This window comes from Novosphingobium sp. TCA1, assembly GCF_009811895.1.
Classification (GTDB): domain Bacteria; phylum Pseudomonadota; class Alphaproteobacteria; order Sphingomonadales; family Sphingomonadaceae; genus Novosphingobium; species Novosphingobium panipatense_A.
Genome location: NZ_BLJH01000005.1, coordinates 87680 through 108742 on the forward strand (window position 1 = coordinate 87680; position 21063 = coordinate 108742).

At 66.1% G+C, this 21063-nt stretch carries 19 protein-coding genes and 1 riboswitch; of the genes, 8 read left to right on the forward strand and 11 right to left on the reverse strand.

Features of this window, described 5'->3' with window-relative positions; all coding sequences use genetic code 11:
* The first annotated feature begins 109 nt into the window (after positions 1-109).
* The 3 genes from NTCA1_RS08245 to NTCA1_RS08255 all read left to right on the forward strand — a co-directional run bounded on the left by NTCA1_RS08245 (position 110) and on the right by NTCA1_RS08255 (position 4833).
* Positions 110-2812: a TonB-dependent receptor domain-containing protein gene (locus NTCA1_RS08245; RefSeq protein WP_159829955.1), complete on the forward strand. Its 2703-nt coding sequence runs from the start codon at positions 110-112 to the stop codon at positions 2810-2812.
* Positions 2813-3068: 256 nt separating this feature from the next.
* A riboswitch (yybP-ykoY riboswitch) is annotated at positions 3069-3222 on the forward strand.
* Positions 3223-3280: 58 nt separating this feature from the next.
* Positions 3281-3856: a TMEM165/GDT1 family protein gene (locus tag NTCA1_RS08250; protein ID WP_159829957.1), complete on the forward strand. Its 576-nt coding sequence runs from the start codon at positions 3281-3283 to the stop codon at positions 3854-3856.
* Between the two features lie 137 nt (positions 3857-3993).
* The gene (locus tag NTCA1_RS08255; RefSeq protein WP_236549179.1) at positions 3994-4833 is read left to right on the forward strand and encodes an IclR family transcriptional regulator; all 840 of its coding nucleotides are present in this window, start codon (positions 3994-3996) and stop codon (positions 4831-4833) included.
* A gap of 168 nt (positions 4834-5001) precedes the next feature.
* Here the strand turns inward: NTCA1_RS08255 and NTCA1_RS08260 are convergent, their stop codons facing one another.
* On the reverse strand, positions 5002-6072 hold the full coding sequence (locus NTCA1_RS08260) for a glycosyltransferase family 1 protein (protein WP_159829959.1): 1071 nt from the start codon (positions 6070-6072) through the stop codon (positions 5002-5004).
* Positions 6069-7031 carry a UDP-2,3-diacylglucosamine diphosphatase gene (locus tag NTCA1_RS08265; protein ID WP_236549180.1) on the reverse strand — a complete coding sequence of 321 codons (963 nt, stop codon included), beginning with the start codon at positions 7029-7031 and terminating at the stop codon, positions 6069-6071. The genes NTCA1_RS08260 and NTCA1_RS08265 overlap by 4 nt, the downstream gene beginning before the upstream one ends.
* 232 nt (positions 7032-7263) lie before the next feature.
* On the opposite strand from NTCA1_RS08265, the gene NTCA1_RS08270 reads away from it, so the two are divergent.
* Positions 7264-7938, forward strand: coding sequence for a response regulator transcription factor (locus NTCA1_RS08270; RefSeq protein ID WP_086490130.1), 675 nt, complete (start codon positions 7264-7266; stop codon positions 7936-7938).
* Positions 7939-7952: 14 nt separating this feature from the next.
* Here the strand turns inward: NTCA1_RS08270 and NTCA1_RS08275 are convergent, their stop codons facing one another.
* From NTCA1_RS08275 to NTCA1_RS08310, 8 genes are all read right to left on the reverse strand, one after another.
* Positions 7953-8114: a hypothetical protein gene (locus NTCA1_RS08275; RefSeq protein WP_159829961.1), complete on the reverse strand. Its 162-nt coding sequence runs from the start codon at positions 8112-8114 to the stop codon at positions 7953-7955.
* A 134-nt stretch (positions 8115-8248) separates the two neighbouring features.
* On the reverse strand, positions 8249-8935 hold the full coding sequence (gene phoB, locus NTCA1_RS08280) for a phosphate regulon transcriptional regulator PhoB (protein ID WP_086490131.1): 687 nt from the start codon (positions 8933-8935) through the stop codon (positions 8249-8251).
* Entirely contained in the window at positions 8932-9627 is a 696-nt protein-coding gene (phoU, locus tag NTCA1_RS08285; protein WP_086490132.1) for a phosphate signaling complex protein PhoU, read from the reverse strand. The genes phoB and phoU overlap by 4 nt, the downstream gene beginning before the upstream one ends.
* A 30-nt stretch (positions 9628-9657) precedes the next feature.
* Positions 9658-10452: a phosphate ABC transporter ATP-binding protein PstB gene (pstB, locus tag NTCA1_RS08290; RefSeq protein ID WP_159829963.1), complete on the reverse strand. Its 795-nt coding sequence runs from the start codon at positions 10450-10452 to the stop codon at positions 9658-9660.
* A gap of 4 nt (positions 10453-10456) precedes the next feature.
* Positions 10457-11374 carry a phosphate ABC transporter permease PstA gene (gene pstA, locus NTCA1_RS08295; RefSeq protein WP_086490134.1) on the reverse strand — a complete coding sequence of 306 codons (918 nt, stop codon included), beginning with the start codon at positions 11372-11374 and terminating at the stop codon, positions 10457-10459.
* Positions 11367-12740, reverse strand: a complete 1374-nt coding sequence (pstC, locus tag NTCA1_RS08300; protein ID WP_086490135.1) for a phosphate ABC transporter permease subunit PstC — start codon at positions 12738-12740, stop codon at positions 11367-11369. The genes pstA and pstC overlap by 8 nt, the downstream gene beginning before the upstream one ends.
* 37 nt (positions 12741-12777) lie before the next feature.
* On the reverse strand, positions 12778-13821 hold the full coding sequence (locus NTCA1_RS08305) for a substrate-binding domain-containing protein (protein ID WP_086490136.1): 1044 nt from the start codon (positions 13819-13821) through the stop codon (positions 12778-12780).
* A 123-nt stretch (positions 13822-13944) separates the two neighbouring features.
* A complete protein-coding gene (locus NTCA1_RS08310; RefSeq protein WP_133084332.1) occupies positions 13945-14310 on the reverse strand; it encodes a hypothetical protein in 366 nt (121 codons plus the stop codon).
* A 78-nt stretch (positions 14311-14388) separates the two neighbouring features.
* On the opposite strand from NTCA1_RS08310, the gene NTCA1_RS08315 reads away from it, so the two are divergent.
* From NTCA1_RS08315 to NTCA1_RS08325, 3 genes are all read left to right on the forward strand, one after another.
* Complete coding sequence (locus tag NTCA1_RS08315) at positions 14389-15822, forward strand: OprO/OprP family phosphate-selective porin (protein WP_159829965.1); 1434 nt, start codon at positions 14389-14391, stop codon at positions 15820-15822.
* 248 nt (positions 15823-16070) lie between these two features.
* Positions 16071-17396 carry a tRNA (N6-isopentenyl adenosine(37)-C2)-methylthiotransferase MiaB gene (miaB, locus tag NTCA1_RS08320; protein WP_159829967.1) on the forward strand — a complete coding sequence of 442 codons (1326 nt, stop codon included), beginning with the start codon at positions 16071-16073 and terminating at the stop codon, positions 17394-17396.
* A complete protein-coding gene (locus NTCA1_RS08325; protein WP_159829969.1) occupies positions 17393-18103 on the forward strand; it encodes an alpha/beta fold hydrolase in 711 nt (236 codons plus the stop codon). The genes miaB and NTCA1_RS08325 overlap by 4 nt, the downstream gene beginning before the upstream one ends.
* Positions 18104-18116: 13 nt before the next feature.
* Here the strand turns inward: NTCA1_RS08325 and NTCA1_RS08330 are convergent, their stop codons facing one another.
* Complete coding sequence (locus NTCA1_RS08330) at positions 18117-19115, reverse strand: cell wall metabolism sensor histidine kinase WalK (protein WP_159829971.1); 999 nt, start codon at positions 19113-19115, stop codon at positions 18117-18119.
* A 369-nt stretch (positions 19116-19484) separates the two neighbouring features.
* On the opposite strand from NTCA1_RS08330, the gene zwf reads away from it, so the two are divergent.
* On the forward strand, positions 19485-20942 hold the full coding sequence (gene zwf / locus NTCA1_RS08335) for a glucose-6-phosphate dehydrogenase (RefSeq protein ID WP_255490439.1): 1458 nt from the start codon (positions 19485-19487) through the stop codon (positions 20940-20942).
* Positions 20943-21063 lie beyond the last annotated feature (121 nt).

A 21063-nucleotide genomic window follows, 5' to 3' on the forward strand; every position in this document is an offset into this window, starting at 1 on the left:
GACAACGAGGGGGCGGCCATGGCGCCGTCCCCTCTTGTCACAACAGAGACGCCGATCCGGCGCCTCACCCACGCAAGAACGACCTTTCCGTGTTCCAGGGGGACTCACCATGACCAAGCCGCGGCTTCTTCCTCTGCTGCTGCTTTCCACCTCGCTCCTCTCGCCGGCAGCGGCGTGGGCGCAGGACAGCACTGCCACTTCGGGCGAGAGCGCCCCCGCACCCGACGATCAGTCCGCAACCGAAGCTGGCGACACGGAAGCCGCCGCTCCCGACGTTTCGATCCCCGGCGGCGCGATCATCGTTACCGGCAATCGCAACCGCAACATCGTGCGCACTTCGCCCCAGGTCGTCTCGGTCCTGTCGAACGAGGAAATCGAGCGCACGGGTGAAGGCGATATCGCCGGCGCCCTCAGCCGCGTCACCGGCCTGTCGGTAGTCGGCAACGGCTACGTCTACGTGCGCGGCCTTGGCGACCGCTACTCGCTGGCCCTGCTCAACGGCTCGCCCCTGCCCAGCCCGGAACCGCTCAAGCGCGTCGTTCCGCTGGACCTGTTCCCCACCAGCATCGTCGCATCCTCGCTGGTGCAGAAGAGCTACTCCGCCAACTTCCCCGGCGAGTTCGGCGGCGGCGTGATCAATCTCACCACCAAGGCCATCCCGACCGAGAGCTACCTCGAAATCGGCGGCGGCATCGGCTGGGACACCGAGAGCACCAACAAGCTCTCCTACAGCTATTACGGCAGCAAGACCGACTGGACCGGCTACGACAACGGCAACCGCGACATCCCCGCGCCGCTGAAGTCCTACCTGGCCGGCGACACCCCGCTGGTCTCGACCAGCGACCAGGCCAAGGAAATCGGCTCGGTGCTGTTCACCGGCCGCAATTCGGTCGTCCAGAGGATCAACAAGACGCAGCCGAACTTCTCGGGCCAGATCAACGGCGGCACCTCGTTCGACCTCGGCGGGGCCACGCTGGGCGTGATCGCTTCGGCCGGATACTCGAACACCACCCGCACCCGCGACGCGATCCAGCAGCTCACCCAGGGTTCGAGCGCGCAGACCGACCAGCTCTATGAAGACTTCCACGCGGTGCAGACCAGCAACCGCGTCGTCGCCAACGGCCTGCTCGGCCTCGGCATCGAGTGGGGTTCGAACAAGGTACGCTGGACCAACACCTACATCCACGACACCGACAAGTTCACCAGCCTCAAGGTCGGCCAGAAGAACGGCGCCACCGGCGTCGACTTCATGCAGCAGAAGACTGCCTGGTACGAACGCCAGCTGTTCAATACGCAGCTCGCCGCCGAGCTGAAGCCGGCCGACGATACCGAGATCGACCTGCGCGCGGGCTATGCGAATTCCAAGCGCGACGCGCCCTTCGAGATCGACGCCGAATACGTCCGCACCAACACGCCGGGCGTCTACGGCAGCAACTTCGTCAACACGCTGGGCACCGGCTCGGTCGACCCGACGACGATCAGCTTCTCCAAGCTCGACGAAGACGTGTGGTCGGCCAGCGCCGACGTCTCGCACCGCTTCGCGCCGGGCTGGACGGGCACGGTGGGCTATGCCTACCAGCTCAACAGCCGCAGCAACGAAAACCGCCAGTTCGGCGTCTTCGCCTCGGGCGATTCCGCGCTGATCCAGGGCCTGGGCCTGCTGCGCCTCGACCTGCTGCTCCAGCCGGACATGTGGTATGTCAGCGAAGCCGGTCCGAACTACAATCTGGAACTGCGCGACCTTACCTACAACGTCGGCAAGTTCGAATCGCGCCTGCTCAACCATGCCTTCTACGGCAAGGTGGACGGCGAGCTGACGCCCGGCCTGACTTTCGACCTCGGCGCCCGCTGGGAATATGCCAAGGAATCGTCGACCCTGCTGCCGGTCGGCGCGCCCGCCCAGACGGCCACCAACCTGAAGAACGAATACTTCCTGCCCGCGCTCACGCTCACTTACGAGATCCAGCCGGGCATGCAGGTTCGCGTCAACGGTTCGAAGACCATCGCCCGTCCGCAGTTCCGCGAACTGGTGTACCAGGCGTTCTACGATCCCGACAGCAACCGTACCTACCAGGGTAACCCGCTGCTTCAGGACAGCCAGCTCTACAACGCCGAAGCCCGCTTCGAATACTACTTCGCACCGGAGCAGCGCTTCTCGGTCGGCGCCTTCTACAAGCACCTGAAGAACCCGATCGAATCGTATCTGACCGGCACCGAGGCCTTCATCACCTCTTACGCCAACGCGCCTGCCGCCGATCTCTACGGCGCCGAGATCGAGGCCGTGAAGTACGTTCCGCTCGACAGCATGGGCTCGTTCTTCGACACGCGCCGCCTGATGCTCTCGGCCAACTACACCTTCACCGAATCCAAGCTGAAGGTGAAGGATGACGACACCGTCCTGATCTACGGCGCCAGCACCACGCAGCGCGCCAGCGACTACTTCCAGGACGGCGCGCCGCTGACCGGCCAGTCGAAGCATCTCGCCAACGTGCAGATCGGCTTCGAGGACACCGAGCACCTCTCGCAGCAGACGCTGCTGCTGAACTACGCCAGCAAGCGCACGGTCAGCCGCGGCTTCATCGGCGTCACCCGCCAGCCCGACATCATCGAGAACCCGGGCTTCACGCTCGACCTCGTGATTCGCCAGGGCATCGAACTGGGCGGCGACAAGCAGATCGAACTGAAGCTCGAAGGCCGCAACCTCACCGGGCGGAAGCACGAAGAGTACCAGGACCTGGAAGACGGCCGCATCGAGTTCAACACTTACGACCTTGGCCGCGTGTTCACGCTTTCGGCGACGGCCAAGTTCTAAGTCTTTTCCGCTATCGCGGAAGCGGCACCGGCCCACACCCCCACCCGACCACCCATAGGGTACTATCGTCGGGTGGGGGCGCGGGCCGGTACCGCAGGAACTTCTAACCATCTCACCAGGGAGGCTCCTGCCCTCCCGACGGCAACTGACGGGCCGGTCGCATTGCGACCGGCCCTTTTTTCTTTGCCAACTGGCCCGGTCGCATCGCGACCGGCCCTTTTTTTTGCTTTGCCGGACGCCTCGTTCCCGCTAAGGGCAGCGCGTCATCTGGGGAGTAGCCGCCTGCGCCCCTCCCGCTTCTCGCGGGAACCAGCAGGACCTGTCGTCAACACACTTGGTCGAGAGACCATGGCGCACAGGAGGACGGAAAATACCGTCCGGGCGAGACCAATGGCGTTGCAGCTCCGTCCGGCCGGGCGGGTTCTGCCGCGCTATTGTCTTGTCTGTCGCCCGGCCCCGGAGAATTCAGTGGAAGCCCTGCTCACGTCGACTGCCGTGGTCGCCCTTGCCGAGATCGGCGACAAGACCCAGCTCCTCGCCATCGTCCTGGCTACCCGCTTCAAGCGGCCCTGGCCGATCGTCGCGGGGATCTTCGTGGCGACGCTCGCCAACCACTTCCTTGCAGCGCTGGTGGGCGAGCAGGCATCGGCCTTCCTCGACGGGCAGTGGTTCCGCTACCTCGTCGCCGCCAGCTTCATCGCCATGGCGGCCTGGACGCTGATCCCCGACAAGTTCGACGAGGACGACGAGCCCAAGCCCAGCCGTTTCGGCCCCTTCGTCGCCACTGCGCTCGCCTTCTTCCTGGTCGAGATGGGCGACAAGACCCAGATCGCCACGATCGCGCTGGGTGCCCGTTTCCAGAGCGTGCTGCCGGTCATGGCCGGTACGACCATCGGCATGATGCTCGCCAACGTGCCCGCCGTGTTCCTGGGTAACGCGATCATCAAGCGCGTGCCGCTCGCCGCCGTGCGCACGATCGCCGCGCTGCTGTTCCTGGTGATCGGCCTCTGGCTGCTGGCCCAGACGGCCGGGCTGCTCGGCTGAGGTTCGGCCTCAGCGGGCGAAAGGCGCTGCGGCGGCCTTGCGGGCATCGGCGCCGACGGTCCTTCCGGCCGGACCCGCCCCTCCCCGGTCAAACCTTGCTTATGCCTGGATCTTCGCGGAAGAGGTGATCCGCGAACATGGAACTGGAGGAAGGCTTGGGCGGGGACGGTATGGGCGGCGACGGTAGGGACTCAGGGCGGGAAAGCGCATCGCGCGCGGCCTCGCCCCAGTCGGTGACGCGCGTGATCCGGCTGCTGGAAGCGCTCTGCTCCAGTAGCGAGGCCCAGTCGCTGGCCGATCTCAGCCGCCGCCTCGCCACGCCCAAGAGCAGCCTTGCCGCGCTCCTGCGCGGGCTGGCCGAGGAAGACTTCGTGATCGGCGCGGACGGCCTGTGGCGCCTCGGCCCCGGCGCCTTCGGGCTTGGCAGTGCGCTCACCGAGGCACGGCGCCGCCTGCAAAGTTCGGACCTGATCCGTGACGGCATGCGCCGCCTCTGCATCGCCACGGGAGAAACCGTGCTCTTCGCGGTAGCCGACGCCGAGGGCGACCAACTGACCTATGTGGACATGGTGGAGAGCCGCAATGTCGTGCGCTATTCCGTCAGCGTGGGCGATCGGCGTCCGCTCTACGCCACGGCGGGGGGCCGCGCGCTGCTGGCAGCCGGTGCGCTGGATGCCTCGGACGCGTACTTGCGCCGCCTGAAGGGGCAGGCGTTCACCCCCGCCACGCTGGTGGAGCGCCAGCCCCTTGCCGCTGCCATCGCCGAGGCGCGCGAACGGGGCATCGCACAAACCGTCGATCAGGCCGCCGAAGGGGTTACAGGCACGGCCGCCGCGATCCGCGACGCGGCCGGTCTGGTGCTGGGCGCGCTCGTGGTCGCCGCGCCGAGCGCCCGCGCGCAGGACCGACTGGAGCAACTCGCGGCGCTGGTCACCCGCGAAGCCGCCGAGATTTCACGCAGCCTCGGGTTTCGGTGATCGCCTTCAGAGTCTGTTCGAAAATTCGCTGTAGGCGAATTTTGCGGCACCGGCACCGGCCCACGCCCCCACCCGACCTCCCACGAGTGTATCCTGATGGGAGGTCGGGTGGGGGAGAGGGCCGGTGCCGCCACCAAAATGCCTCCGGCATTTTTCAAACGAACACCCTCAGGCCGCAGCGCGGGCCGGGCGTTCGGAGGCTTCCAGCGCCATCAGGATCGTGGTCAGGAACTGGTCCGTCGCGCGCTGCCAGGAAAAGCGCGCGCCGAGCCGGGCGGCATCCTCGCGCCGTACCTTGAGCGCTGCTGCAATGGCCCGTTCGAGCACGCTGTCCACCGCCCCTGCCGGAGCGTCCAGCCCTTCGTCCAGGCCGCGTCCGTCCTGCCCGAGAATGTCGACCGGTCCCGTCACCGGATAGGCCGCCACGGGGGTTCCGCAGGCCAGCGCCTCGATCACCACGAGGCCGAAAGTATCGGTGAGGCTGGGGAACACGAAGCAGTCGGCGGCGCGATAGGCGCTGGCCAGTTCCTCGCCCGAAAGCGCGCCGAGGAACAGCACATGGGGATAGCGGCGCTTCAGGCTTTCCAGCGCCGGGCCGTCTCCCACCACGACCTTGCTGCCGGGGACTTCGGCATCGAGAAAGGCTTCGAGGTTCTTCTCCGGCGCCACGCGGCCGACGTTGAGCAGGACCGGGCCGGGCAGCGCCGCCATTGCCGGATGACGCGCGCCTTCGGGGCGGAACTGGGCATGATCGATGCCCCTGCTCCAGCGCCGGGTATGGCCGATGCCGCGCCCCGCCAGTTCCTGCGCGAGGCTTTCGGTCGAGACCAGCACGGCCTGGCTCGGCGCGTGGAAGCGCTGCATGATCGGCCAGAAGCGCTCGGCGCTGAGTCCGGTGCGGACGGCGGCATATTCGGGGAAGCGGGTGTGGAACGCCGAAGTGAACGGCACCCCGCGCGACAGGCACCAGCCGCGCGCCGCCCAGCCGATCGGGCCTTCGGTGGCGATATGGACGATTTCCGGCTGCGCCTTGTCGAGCATCCGGCGAACCCCGAAGCGCGGCGCCATGGCCAGCCGGATCGAGGCATAGCCCGGCATCGGCACGGTGAAGAAGCGATCGGGCGTGAGGGTTTCCACCTCGTGCCCCCGCCGCGTCAGTTCATCGAGCGTGGCCGAGAGCGAGCGGACGACACCGTTCACCTGGGGAAGCCAGGCGTCGGTCGCCAGAGTGAGCCTCACTCTGCAGGCTCGTGATGGGCGGGCTCGTGGTGGCCTACCTCGTGATGGCTGGCCTCATGATGGACCGGAACCCCCTCCGCCGTATGGCCGCCGGTTTCCGCGATCCAGTCGATGATGGCGATATGGCCCTGAAGGTCCTCCACCAGCGCGGTGCAGCTCTCCACCCAGTCGCCGTCGTTGTAATAGGTGATGCCGCCGAACTGGCGGATCTCGGCGCAGTGGATATGGCCGCAGACCACCCCGTCGTATCCGCGTGAGATGGCCTCGTTCGCGACGGCCTCCTCGTAGCTGCAGACGTACTGGACGGCGTTCTTGACCTTCTTCTTCATATAGGCCGAGAGCGACCAGTAGGGCATCTTCAGCTTGCGGCGCACGGCGTTGAACACGATGTTCGCGCGCAGCAGCGCCCCGTAGGCCTTGTCGCCCAGGAAGGCGAGCCACTTGGCGTAAAGCACCACGCCGTCGAAGGCGTCTCCGTGGGTCACCAGCAGGCGCCGGCCGTCGAGCGTCTCATGCACCGCTTCCAGCACCAGCTCCACGCCGCCGAAAGTCAGCCCGGCATAGTCGCGCAGCATCTCGTCGTGATTGCCCGCGACGAAGACCACGCGGGTGCCCCGGTGCGCCATCTTGAGGATGCGGCGGATCACTTCGTTATGGGCATCGGGCCAGTACCAGCCCTTGCGCAGGCGCCAGCCGTCGACGATGTCGCCCACCAGGTAGAGCGTCTTGCATTCCACCGAGCGCAGGAAATCCACCAGCATCTCGGCATTGCAGCCGCGCGTGCCGAGATGGACGTCGGAGATCCAGATCGTCTCGTACTTGCGCTTGGGGCGGAAGCCCTTGGGATCGGGCAAGTCGAGCCAGGCGGGAATGTTGGTCCCGGCAAATCCGGCCTTGTTGCCGCCGGTCGTTTCGAGACCAGTCGCGTGTTCGAGAAGGGTGTCCACGTCTTTCCGCATCGTTGCGCCCCCGTTCCAGTTGCCGGAATATTCGCATTTTCCCGTTGCGCGCCAGTGACGGTTGCGGGTCACTTCCGTGACAGCCGTTCCGGCCTGCTTGCGGGCCTGAAAATGCCGCCTCTCCAGGCCGGTTCTACTTGCGCGGATCTTTTCATGCGCAAGTCATCGATATGTCACCTGTTCGTCACACTGACACGGCAAGTAGCCGCGCGTAGTAACCTGGCAGGGGGCCATGAGGCGGATCGACATATTGCTGGCAAGCGAGCTTTCGGGCGGCCTTGCGGCCTTCCGGCACGACGATTTCGACGTCGTGCTGCATCGCTGGACGGACTTTGCCGAACTTCCCCTGATCGAGGGCGCGCTCTGGATCTTCATCGACTGGGTGCTCCCCGAAATGTCGGGGCTGGAACTGTGCCGCCGCCTGCGCGCCGACAGCCTGACCTCGCACGCCCATGTCACGATCGTGCTTGAGGAAGACAACGTCGAGGACCGCAAGCGCGCGCTGCGGATGGGCGCGGACGACTACATGGTCGGCCCGCTGACCCGCTCGGCCCTGCTCGACCGCGTATTGGGCGCCAATATCAGCGAGCAGGATACGGCCAACAGCCGCGTCCTGGCCCAGGGCGAACTCTCTGTGGACGTCGCCGCATTCCAGGCGCGCTGGCAAGGCAGGCCGATTTCGCTGATGCCGAACGAACTGCGGCTGCTGCGCTATTTCATCGAGCATCCCGGCCGCGTCTTCACCCGCACCCAGCTGATCGCCGCACTCGGCAAGCAGGAGCCTGCGGTGGACGAGCGTACGGTAGACGTCTGGATCGGCCGCCTGCGCCGCGCGCTGAAGGGCGTCGGCGCGGGCAATCCGCTGCGCACCGTGCGCTCTCTGGGATATGTCTTCGACGCGATCTAAAAGCCCGCGTGGCTCTAGGCCTTGCTGCGCCCGAATGTCACGATCCCGAAACCGACGACAAGCCCGGCAATGATGCCGAATGCCATGTTGTCGATCAGGGCGCCGAAGACGATGCCGCCGATAAGCGCCATGGGAAAGCCCACCCTGGCGCAGTCCGCTCCAGACCCTTCGTCCATCGTTCTCCCTCCCGCATCCCGTCCCCGCGAAGAGGCGCATCGGAAGCTAGAACCCGGCTCCAGTCAATCTCCTGCGGGAAATATCGTGGAGCCGGATCTGGAGGCCCCGGATCTGGAGGCCTGGGACCTGAGGCTCAGGTCACGTCCATGGCATAGCCCGCCGCGCGGACGGTGCGGATGGGGTCGGTATCACCATCGCGGTTGATCGCCTTGCGCAGGCGGCGGATGTGGACGTCCACGGTGCGCTCGTCGATGTCGGAATCCATGCCCCAGACGCCGTCGAGGATCTGCTGGCGCGAGACGACGCGGTTCGGGCGCTCCATGAAATAGCGCAGCAGGCGGAACTCGGTGGGGCCGAGGTGCAGCGCCTCGCCCGAGCGACGGACGCGGTGGCTGGTGGCGTCCAGTTCGATGTCGCCCCACTGGAGCACGTTGCCCGCCAGCGACGGGCGTGCGCGGCGCAGCAACGCCTCGATGCGGGCCAGCAGTTCACGCGGGGAGAACGGCTTGGTCACATAATCGTCGGCGCCGGTCTTGAGTCCGCGGATGCGGTCCTCTTCCTCGCCGCGCGCCGTCAGCATCAGGATCGGGATCTGCGCCGTATCCTTGTCCTTGCGGAGCTGGCGGCAGACCTCGATGCCGGGGACATGCTCGATCATCCAGTCGAGGATGATGGCGTCGGGCGCCTGTTCCTGCACCATCAGCAGGGCTTCCTCGCCGTCGCTGGTGCTGCGCACCTGATAGCCTTCGGCGCTGAGATTCCAGGTGAGCAGTTCGCAAAGCGCGCGGTCGTCTTCGACGACGAGGACGGAGGGGTTCACGGCAGGTCCCTTATATCGTCGGTCTGGCTGTCGCGCTCGGCGTGGTATTCGCCGGTGGCGGCATAATAGACCATTTCGGCGACATTGGTGGCGTGGTCACCGATGCGTTCGAGGTTGCGGGCGATGAAGAGCAGCTGGGCGGCGCTGGTGATCGTCGCCGGGTTCTCCATCATGTGGGTCAGCAGCGATCGGAACAGCGTGTTGTAGAACTGGTCCAGCTTCTCGTCGCGGCGGATCACTTCCTGCGCCAGCGCGGCATCGCGCGAGCCGTAGGCATTGAGCACGTCGCGGACCATGCCCTCGGCGATCTCGGCCATCATCGGCACGAGTTCGAGCGGCTCGATCTTGCCCCGGCTCTCCATCGCGTTGACGCGCTTGGCGATGTTCTTGGCATAGTCGCCGATACGCTCGATCACGCCGGAGATCTTGAGCGCGGCGATCACGTCGCGCAGATCGTCGGCCATCGGCGCGCGCAGGGCGATGGTGCGGACCGCCAGGCGGTCCACTTCGGCTTCCAGCGCATCGAGGCGGGCATCGGCGGCGACGACTTGCGCCGCGAGTTCCTCGTCATGATGCGACAGCGCGATGATGGCATCGCGGATGGCGACTTCGGCGAGGCCGCCCATCTCGGCGACGAGGCCGCGAAGCTGCCCGATCTCGCTGTCAAAGGCCTTTACGGTATGATCAACCATGGCTCTTGTCCTGTTTCCCTGTCTTCGCCGTCAGCCGTAGCGACCGGTGATGTAGTCCTTGGTCTTCTCCTCGCGCGGGGTCGTGAAGATCTGGCTGGTATCGCCATATTCCACGAGATTGCCGAGGTGGAAGAATGCCGTGCGCTGCGAAACGCGGGCGGCCTGCTGCATCGAGTGGGTGACGATGACGATGGCGTAGGTGTCCTTCAGCTCGTCGATCAGTTCCTCGATGCGTGCGGTGGCGATCGGGTCGAGCGCGGAGCACGGCTCGTCCATCAGGATGACCTCGGGGCTGACGGCGATGGCGCGGGCGATGCAGAGGCGCTGCTGCTGGCCGCCCGACAGCGCGGTGCCGGGCTCGTTCAGGCGGTCCTTCACTTCGTCCCACAGGCCCGCCTTGGTCAGCGAGCTTTCGATGATCCCGTCCATGTCCGCTTTCGAGGGCGCCAGGCCGTGGATGCGCGGGCCATAGGCGATGTTCTCGTAGATCGACTTGGGGAACGGGTTCGGCTTCTGGAACACCATGCCCACGCGGGCGCGCAGGGCCACCGGGTCCATCGATGCGGCGTAGATATCCTCGCCGTCGAGCAGGATCTCGCCGGTGACGCGGGCATCGGCGATCGTGTCGTTCATGCGATTCAGCGAACGCAGGAACGTCGACTTGCCGCAGCCCGAGGGGCCGATGAAGGCGGTGACGAGGCCGTTGTCGATCTCGATCGAGACACTGTTGATGGCCTTCTTGGGGCCATAGAACACGTCGACGTTGCGAGCAGTAAGCTTGGGGGCAGTAAGCTTGGGAGCGTCAGTGAGTTTGGAGTTTGTCATATCTCTACCAGCGCACTTCGAACTTGTTTCGAAGGTAAATCGCAAGGCCGTTCATCGCCAGCAGGAAGACCAGCAGGACGATGATGGCGGCGGAAGTGTTCTGCACGAAACCGGAATTGATCTCGTCGGACCACAGGAAGATCTGCATCGGCAACACGCTGGAAGGATCGGTGATCCCGCCCGGCGGGGTGACGACGAAGGCGCGCATGCCGATCATCAGCAGCGGCGCGGTTTCACCCAGCGCACGGGCCATGCCGATGATGGTGCCGGTGAGGATGCCCGGCAACGCCAGCGGCAGGACGTGATGGAACACGGTCTGCATCTTGCTGGCGCCGATCGCGAGCGCCGCGTCGCGGATCGAGGGCGGCACCGCCTTGATCGCATTGCGGCCCGAGATGACGATGACCGGCATCGTCATCAGCGCCAGCGTCAACCCGCCGACCAGCGGCGAGCTGCGCGGCATGCCCAGGGTATTGATGAACACCGCCAGGCCGAGCAGGCCGAAGATGATCGAGGGCACGGCCGCAAGGTTGTTGATCGAGACTTCGACCCATTCGATCCAGCGGCTGCGCGGCGCGAACTCTTCCAGATAGATCGCCGCCAGCACGCCCATCGGGAACGAGAGCAGCAGGGTGACGAGCATCGTCAGCAGCGAGCCCTTGGCGGCGCCCCAGACGCCTGCGACGTCGGGATCGGTCGAGTCCGAGCCGGTCAGGAACGACCAGTCCAGCCCGGAAAGGCCGTTCTTCAGCATGATCACCAGCAGCAGCGCCAGGAAGGCGAGGCTGAGGACGATCGCGCCGAGGCCGATCAGTTTGAAGCGGCGTTCGGCGGCGTTGCGACGGGAAATCCGGCGCAGGGCCTCCGGCGTTTGCCACCGTGCGTGCCCTGCGCGCGCATTACTGAGAGATGCGTTACTCATAAGCTTCCCGGAAGCGCTTCACCACGCGAAGGGCGATGATGTTGAGGATGAGGGTGACGATGAACAGCACTAGGCCCAGCGCGAAGGCGGAGAGCGTCTTGGGGCTGTTGAACTCCTGGTCGCCGGTCAGCATCTGCACGATCTGATAGGTGACCGTGGTCATCGAGGCGAAGGGGTTCGCGGAAAGGTTCGCGGCGGCGCCTGCGGCCATGACCACGATCATGGTCTCGCCGATGGCGCGGCTGATCGCCAGCATCACGCCGGCGACGATGCCGGGGAGCGCGGCGGGCAGCAGGACCTTCTTGATCGTTTCCGACTTGGTGGCACCCAGCGCCAGCGAACCGTCGCTCATCGCGCGGGGCACAGCGGCGAGCGCATCGTCGGCCATCGAGGAAACGAAGGGAATGATCATCACGCCCATGACGACACCGGCGGCCAGCGCGCTCTCGGTCGAAGGGTTGGACATACCGAGCGAGGCCGCGAAATCGCGGAAGATCGGTGCCACGGTCAGTGCGGCGAAGTAGCCGTAGACCACGGTGGGAATGCCCGCGAGGATCTCCAGCATGGGTTTCAGCCACTTGCGGATCGTGGGCGAGGCATATTGCGTGAGGTAGACCGCGCTCATCAGGCCGAGCGGGATCGCCACGATCATGGCGATGATCGCGCCGATGTAGATCGTGCCCCAGAACAGCGGCACGGCGCCGAAGCTCTCGCCCAGATTGTCGCCGCGCGCCGAGCCGGGCGACCAGTGGGTGCCGAAGAGGAAGTCGATCGGCGAGACGTCCTTGAAGAACATCCCCGCTTCGAACACCAGCGAGGCGACGATGCCGAAGGTGGTGAGGATCGCCATCAGCGAGGCGACCAGCAGCAGCCCCAGCACGCCACGCTCGACGCGGGTGCGCGCCGGATAGTTGGCGCTGATGCGGGTGAAGGCCCAGCCGCCGCCCGCCACCGCGACCACGGCCACCAGCAGCGCGCCGATCAGGCCGAAGCGGCCATGGGCATCGCGCACCGGCCCGGCCAGCGTATTGGCCAGCGGGTTGAAGGCGACCGCATCGGGATTGTCGGCAACGGCCTTGGCTTCGGCCAGGATCGCCGCGCGGCTCATGGCATCGGCGGGAAGCTGCGCCGCCACGGGGTCGGCCATGACCGCCCCGTCGACCAGCCCCGGCATCACCGCCTGCCACGCGCCCCAGGCGATCAGTGCCGGGAAGACGATCCACAGCGCGACGTGCCAGCCGTGGTAGCCCGGCATCGAATGCATCGTGCCGCGCCCGGTGTGGAGCAGCCGGGCCCGGCCCCGCGCGGCAAACCAGCCGACGAGACCGAGGCCGAGGACGGCCAGAAGTACTCCGGTAAGAATCATGTATGGCCGCCCTTCGCGTCCCTGACCCGCAAGGGGCTTACTTCAGAACCGAGGGATCGAGCGGGGTCATCTTGGCGACGATGTCTGCGTTCTTCGCGCGGACGTCCTCGGGCGAGATGACCATGCCCTTTGCCTTCAGGCTGCCTTCGGGACCCCAGGACTTCGCCCATTCGGCGACATAGGCCTGGAGACCCTTGATCGGTGCGAGGTGCTGCTTCTTCACGTAGATGTAGAGCGGACGCGCGCCCGGGTACGAGAAGTCCGAGATCGAGGCATAAGTCGGCGCGACGCCGGACATCGGAATGCCCTTGATCGTGCCCATGTTCGATTCGAGGAACGAGAAGCCGAAGATGCCGATGGCCTTCGGGTTCTGCGAGATCTTCTGGACGATCAGGTTGTCGTTCTCGCCCGCGTCAACATAGGGGCCGTCCTCGCGGATGTCGTGGCAGGTCGCCTCGTACTTGTCCTTGTCGCTGTCCTTGAGCGCAGCGGTGGCGGCATCGGTCTTGCAGCCGGCTTCGAGGATCAGCTCCTTGAGCGCATCGCGCGTGCCCGAAGTCGAGGGCGGGCCGTAGACGAGGATCGGCTCGGCCGGAAGCGACGGGTTCACGTCCTTCCAGGTCTTGGCCGTGTTCGGCTTGCCGAAGGGATTGGCGGCCAGAGCCTTGTAGATGTCGGTCGGGGTCAGCTGCATGTTGGGGCCTTTCTGGCCCTCAGCAAAGGCGATGCCGTCGATGCCGACCTGGATCTCGACGATCTCGGTCACGCCGTTCTTCTGGCATTCCTCGTACTCGGACTTCTTCATCCGGCGCGAGGCATCCTCGATATCGGGGTGCTGGGCGCCGATGCCGGCGCAGAACAGCTTCATGCCCGCGCCCGTGCCGGTCGATTCGATGACCGGCGACTTGCCGCCCGCCTTGGCGGTCTGTTCGGCCACGGCGGTGGCGAAAGGATAGACTGTGGAAGAGCCGACGGCCCGCACGAAGTCGCGCGAACCCGCGGTCGAGCCGCCCGATCCGCCGCAGGCGCTCAGGGCCATGGCAGAGGCAGCGGCGATGAAGATGGTCTTGGTCGAACGCATGGTTTGAACCCCTTGGGTTTTATCTCTGCGACGCCCCTATTGGGGTAGCATGACACTTCCATGACAAGAAAGTGACATAACTCGCCAAGCCACGCAAATGCGGCGATTTCTGCGGTGCTTACCTCATTTTCGCACGATCGGCCCGACCCGTTGTCCAGAATGGTCGCGACCTTTCATGACAGTGTCGTGATCCTCGAGTCTCCTGCATTCGCAGGGCGCCTTGCGGCCCGGCGCCCTGCCCTCGCGACGTGTCGGGATTGTTTCCAGACGATGTCGATGAGAAACTTTGTCGCGACTCGGATCGGCCGGTCCGGTCGCGAAGGCATCGTTGAGAGCCCGCGCAAGAAGGCTGGTGTGGCCTTGAGGGAAGACTTGCAGGAAGGCCGGGCCGCCATGCCCGGAAAGAAATCCCGGCCGCTCGCCGGATCGGTTCGGCGAAGCCGCTATAACGTTCGTCACAATCGTCACATTTACCGTCACATTCGTCATCAAAGCGTCATCGAACGGCCATAGTCGGCCGTCGTCGCGCCCCGGCACCTGCCTGCGGCGCTCTGGAGAATGCCCGTTATGCGTCTCTTTATGGCCAGTGCGACTGCGGTCGCGGTAGCGCTTACCGCCCCAGGCGCCTATGCGCAGGCGATCTCGGCGGAAGAGGCCGAGGCCTTGCGCGCGCAGATCCGCACGATGAAGGCGCAGATGGAAGCCATGGAGGCGCGGCTCAACGCCGCCGCACCTGCTTCCGCCGCGGCTGCTCAGGAAAGCACCTCGCCTGCCGCCGCCCCGGCCACCGCGCCTGCACTGGCCGCAGGCTCCGGCGCCAAGCCCGAAGGCAAGGATGAAAAGGGCGACGAGACCCAGATCGAGTGGAAGGGCAGCCCGCAATTCGCGCAGGGCGACCGCCAGTTCAAGGTCAAGGGCCGCATCCAGGCCGACGCCAACTATGTCGGCGCGCCGAAGGGCCTGGACGACCAGGGCCTCGGCTTCTCCAGCGAGATGCGCCGTATCCGGCTTGGCGCGGAAGGGGCGATCGGCGCCGGGTTCGACTACAAGCTGGAGCTGGAGCTTTCGGACAATGCCGTCGATCTCGTCGATACATATGTCGGCTATCACAACGGACCGTGGTCGATCCGGCTCGGCAACCAGAACTCGTTCCAGTCGCTCGACGAACTGACCGGCGACACCAGCGGCAGCGTGATGGAGCGCGCCGCCTTCACCGATGCCTTCAATTTCGAGCGCCGCCTCGGCGCCGCGTTCCAGTACAACAAGGGGCCTTGGCTGGCGCAGGCCGGCGTGTTCACCGACGATATCGGCGCGCTTGCCAACGACAGCGACGGCGTGGACGGCGGCGACGAGAACAACAGCTACGGGCTGGACGGCCGCCTCGTCTACTCGCCGAAACTGGGCGGCTTCCAGCTCCACTTCGGCGGATCGGCGCATTATCGCCGCCTCGGCCGCCTGGCGGAGAGCGACACCCGCTATCGCCAGCGGCCCTACGTCCATTCCACCAATACGCGCCTGATCGGCACGCCTGCGATGAACGTCGCGGAAGAGGATCACTACGGCGTGGAATTCGCGGCCATTCGCGGACCATGGCATGCGGCGGCGGAATATCACGCGCTCACCGCCAACCGCGTCGATGCCTCCACCGTGACGTTCCAGGGCGCCTATGCCGAGACCGGCATCTTCCTCACCAAGGGCGACCATCGCGGCTACAAGGAAGGCATCTTCCGCGTCGAGAAACCGGCCCATCCCATGGGCGAGGGCGGCATGGGATCGCTGCTGTTCACCTTGCGCTACGACTGGCTGGACCTCAACGACCGCGACATTCGCGGCGGCACCCAGAACGGCTACATCGCCGCGCTCGTCTGGGAACCGATCCAGAACCTGCGCTTCAACGTGAACTACGCGCTGATGGACTACACCGGCGCCACGGCCACCGCCTCCGGCAAGACCGACTACGACGCGCAAGTGATCGGCACGCGATTCGAACTGGATTTCTGAGAGGGGGGGTAGCGGCGCCGGTCCGAGTCTTTGTTGAGTGCGCTCGTCACATCCGTGACGAGCTTGCGGCACCGGCCCACGCCCCCACCCTACCACCCAACGATAGTATCCTAGCGGGTGGTAGGGTGGGGGCGCTTGAATCCGACTGGGGCCGGTGCCGCAAGAAATGCCCCAAGGGCATTTCTCAAACCAACTCCAACCCCACCCACCTCTTCAAAATCGCCCGAAACGCGTGTATCGGCGCGGCTATGCCTGATACCCAGATTCCCCGCACCTACCGGGTCAAGAGCTTCGGCTGCCAGATGAACGTCTATGACGGCGAGCGCATGGCCGAGCTGCTGGCCGAGCAGGGCATCACCGCCGCGCCGGAGGGCGAGGAGGCCGATCTCGTCGTGCTCAACACCTGCCATATTCGCGAGAAGGCGGCGGAAAAGGTCTATTCCGACATCGGCCGTCTGCGCCGGACGGACGGCTCCTCGCCGCTGATCGCGGTGGCGGGCTGCGTCGCGCAGGCGGAAGGGGACGAGATCATGAAGCGCTCGCCCGCGGTGAAGATGGTGGTCGGCCCGCAAGCCTATCACCGCCTGCCGGGCATGATCCGCGAGGCGACCGGGGGCAAGCGCGTCACCGATACCGACATGCCCGCCGAGACCAAGTTCGGCGCCCTTCCCAAGCGTCGGCGCTCCGGGCCGACCGCCTTCCTCACCGTGCAGGAAGGCTGCGACAAGTTCTGCACCTATTGCGTCGTGCCCTATACGCGCGGCGCCGAAGTATCGCGCCCGCATGGCGACCTGATCGACGAGGCGAAGCGGCTGGTCGATGCCGGCGCGCGGGAGATCAGCCTGCTCGGGCAGAACGTCAACGCCTGGTACGGCGAGGATGCGAAGGGCCGGAAAGTCGGCCTCGACGGGCTGATCCGCGAGCTTGCGGAGATCCCCGATCTCGCCCGCATCCGCTACACCACCAGCCACCCCAACGACATGGCCGAGGGGCTGATCGCCGCGCATGGCGAAGTGGCGAAGCTGATGCCGTTTCTCCACCTGCCGGTGCAGGCCGGCAGCGACCGGGTGCTGAAGGCGATGAACCGCAGCCACACTGCCGAAAGCTATCTGAAGATCCTCGACCGCGTGCGCGCGGTGCGGCCCGACATCGCGCTGTCGGGCGACTTCATCGTCGGCTTCCCCGGCGAGACCGATGCCGAGTTCGAGGATACCCTCTCGCTGGTCGATGCGGTCGGCTATGCGCAGTGCTTCAGCTTCAAGTATTCCCCGCGCGCCGGTACGCCCGCCGCGACGATGGAGCAGCAGATCCCCGTCGCCGTGATGGACGAGCGGCTCCAGCGCCTTCAGGCCGCGCTGCTGCGCGACCAGTTCGCCTTCAACACGGCTTCGGTGGGCAAGACCTGCGAAGTGCTGGTGGAGCGCAAGGGCAAGTATCCGGGGCAATGGGTGGGCAAGTCGCCCTGGCTGCAATCGGTTCACTTCACCGGTGACGTGGCGATCGGCGATCTGGTCACCGTCGAACTGAGCGAGGCCATCGCCAACTCGATCTCCGCGCGGCTGCTGGCGGCGTGAACGACAGGCAGGCGCTGGTTCTCGTTCCCGGCCTGTCCTGCGACCGCCGGGTCTGGCAGGCGCAAGTCGCGGGGCTGGCGGATATTGCGGACATCTCCATCGGCGATACGCTGAAGGACGATTCGATCGCGGCGATGGCCACCCGCGTGCTCGATGCCGCGCCGGAACGGTTCGCAATCGCCGGTTTCTCGATGGGCGGCTATGTCGCGATGGAGATCTGGCGCCGCGCGCCGGAGCGGGTGACCCGCCTCGCCCTCGTCGATACCAATGCCCGCGCCGATAGCGAGGAACAGGCGGCGCTGCGCCGCGCCGCCGTGGCCACGGCGCGGTCGCGCGGCTTCGAACATGTCCTGCGCGGCTCGCTGCGCCAGCTGGTGGCGCCCGATTGCCCGGAAGCGCTGTTCGAGGAGGTCGTGCAGATGGCCCTGCGCGTCGGCTTCGGCACTTACATGGACCAGCAGGCGGCGATCATCGACCGGGCGGATTCGCTGGAGACTCTGGGCACCGTCTCGGTTCCGGCCATGGTCATGGTCGGCGCGGCGGACGCCCTCACCCCGCCCCGCCTGGCCGAGGAAATGGTGCAGGCAATGCCCCCGGCATTTTCAGGCGTGGTCTACGAGGTGATCGCGAACGCCGGGCACATGGCGCCGATGGAGCAGCCAAACGCCGTCAACGCCGCCTTCCGCCGCTGGCTCATGCGCGTTTGAAATTTCGCGCCGTTCAGGCCGCGCCCTCTTCCTTGCGCAGCGGCAGCATGAGCGAGGCGGTGGTGCCGTGGCCCGGACGGCTGTCGATATCGAAACGGCCACGGTGGCGCTCGACGATGTGCTTGACGATCGAGAGACCCAGCCCGGTGCCGCCCACCATGCGGCTGCGGCTGGTGTCGGCGCGGTAGAAACGCTCGGTCACGCGGGGGAGGTGTTCGGGGGAGATGCCCTCGCCGTGGTCGCGCACCGTCACCAGGACCCAGCCCGTCGGCGTCGATTCCAGGCTGACGTCCACCGGCCCGCCCTGCTTGCCGTACTTCAGCGAGTTGTCGATGAGGTTGCGCAGCACTTGCGCCAGCTGGCCGCGATCGCCGGTCACCACGGCCTGCTCGCAGTTCGACTGGACGTCGATCTGCGCGTCGCCCCGCGCCTCGCCCGCGATTTCCTTTGCCAGCGCGACCATCTCGACCCGCTCGGAGGGCACTTCGTGCTTCACCGCCTCGATGCGGGAAAGCGACATCAGGTCCGAAATCAGCGCCTGCATGCGCTGCGCCTCATGCCGGATCGTGTCGAGAAAGCGCGTGCGCACGCTCTCGTCGCCGCCTGCCTTGGGGTTGTGCAGGGTTTCCACGTAGCCCAGCACGTTGGCCAGCGGCGTGCGCAGTTCGTGGCTGGCATTGGCGACGAAATCGGCGTGCGACTTGGCAACGCTGACGCGCTCCGACAGGTCGTAGAGGCTGACCAGCCGGTCCGTCGGCGAAACCACGCGGCAATCGACCTCCCAGACGCTGCCGCCGGTGGAAAGCCCGGTGACCCGCGCAATCCCGCCCTCATCGCTGAGAATCGCGGCAACCGCGCGCGGTTCGCGAATGGCGATGCGCACGTCCTGGCCGACGATATGGGCGCCCAGCAGTGCCCGCGCCGCGCCATTGGCGAAGCGCACCTGCCCGCGCGAGACCATCATCGCGGGCGTCTGGAGATGTTCGAGGAGGTGGACGCCGTCTCCGGCCATGATCTTCGCTTTCTATCCTTTGCGGCATTCCTATGACGGGGACGCCGATCGTTCTTCATGCCCGCACCAGACGACAGGACAAAGACGCCGCCGCAACGAACTTGCGGAAAATCGCATCCTGTACGGTGCTGAATACCTATGCGCGCACCTATCGGGTTCAATCCGTGCAATCATCCGTGCAAACGAGGTTGAGGTTTGGCCCACTCTCGCCTAGCACGTCGCACGCAGTTCGTGCCATGCTGCAACCGCGAAGAACGACGCTATTCCTCGCGGGGCGAATGGCAAGGCTGCACAGGAGGAGGAGCCCGTCGATACCCGGCGGAAAATGACCATATAGGTGGATAACCCCCAGAAGGTGGACTGCGCCCAGTGACCAATTCGATTTCGGCCCCATTCACGTCCGACCGCCTGCTCCTGTTCGGCGCCACCGGCGATCTTTCGCGCCGCATGCTCCTCCCCTCGCTCTGCGCGCTCGATGCCGAAGGCCTGCTCGATCCCAAGATCGAGATCATCGGAACCGCCCGGTCGGAGCATGACGACGCGGAATTCCGCGATTTCGCGCGGCAGTCGCTGGAACAGTTCCTCCCCGCCGAACGGCGCGGCGGCATGGCGCGGTTCCTCAACCGCCTGTCGTACCAGACACTCGACGCCAACCAGATGGAAGGCTTCAACGCCCTGGCCGCCAAAGTGGGCGAGCCGAAGGACGGCCTGTCGATCTTCCTCTCCACCGCCCCCAGCCTGTTCGAGCCGACCATTCGCGGCCTCCAGGCCAGCGGCCTCGCCGGTGACAACGTGCGTATCGGCCTGGAAAAGCCGCTCGGCATCGACCTTGCCTCCAGCAAGGTGATCAACGACGCCGTGGCCCGCGCCTTCCCGGAAGACCGGATTTACCGCATCGACCACTATCTGGGCAAGGAAACCGTCCAGAACCTGCTGGCCCTGCGCTTTGCCAACCTGATGTTCGAACCGCTGTGGAACGCGGCGCATATCGACCATGTGCAGATCACCGTGGCCGAGACTGTGGGCCTGGAATCGCGCGTCGCCTATTACGACGATTCGGGCGCGCTGCGCGACATGGTGCAGAACCACATGCTCCAGCTGCTCGCGCTCGTCGCGATGGAGCCGCCGGTCAGCTACGACGCCACCAGCGTGCGCGACGAGAAGGTGAAGATCCTGCGCAGCTTGCGCAAGGTCGCCGCCAACGAGACGGTGACGGGCCAGTACCGCGCCGGGGCCATCGGCGGCCAGGCCGTGCCGGGCTACGACGACGAACTCGGCAAGGATTCGAACACCGAGACCTTCGTTGCGATCAAGGCGCATATCGACAACTGGCGCTGGCAGGGCGTGCCCTTCTATCTGCGCACCGGCAAGCGCCTGCCCAAGCGCACGACCGAGATCGTCGTCCAGTTCCGCGACGTGCCGCACTCGATCTTCCATGGTCGCGGTGCGAAGACCGTGCCCAACCGCCTCGTCATCGGCATCCAGCCAAGCGAAAACATCACGCTCTCGCTCATGGCCAAGGTGCCGGGGCTGGACCGCAACGGCTTCGGCCTGCGCTCGATCCCGCTCGACATCGCCATGCCCGACGCTTTCGCCGGGCCGCAGCGCCGCATCGCCTACGAGCGCCTGCTGCTCGACCTGATCGAGGGCGAGCAGACCCTGTTCGTCCGCCGCGACGAAGTGGAAGCGCAGTGGGACTGGATCGACGCGATCCGGGCCGAGTGGGAGGAACAGGCGCAGGAGCCCAAGACCTACACCGCCGGAAGCTGGGGCCCCTCCGCCGCCATCGCCCTCGCCGAGCGCGACGGCGTAACGTGGCACGAGTAAAGAGGCCAGAACGGGCATGAACGCATCACGCACCCTATATGACCGGGGTGCGTGGGCGCCCCCTCATGCCCGGCCGCGCGAAATTCCCCGCAAACCGGTGGAAGTTAGATGTTGACACCGG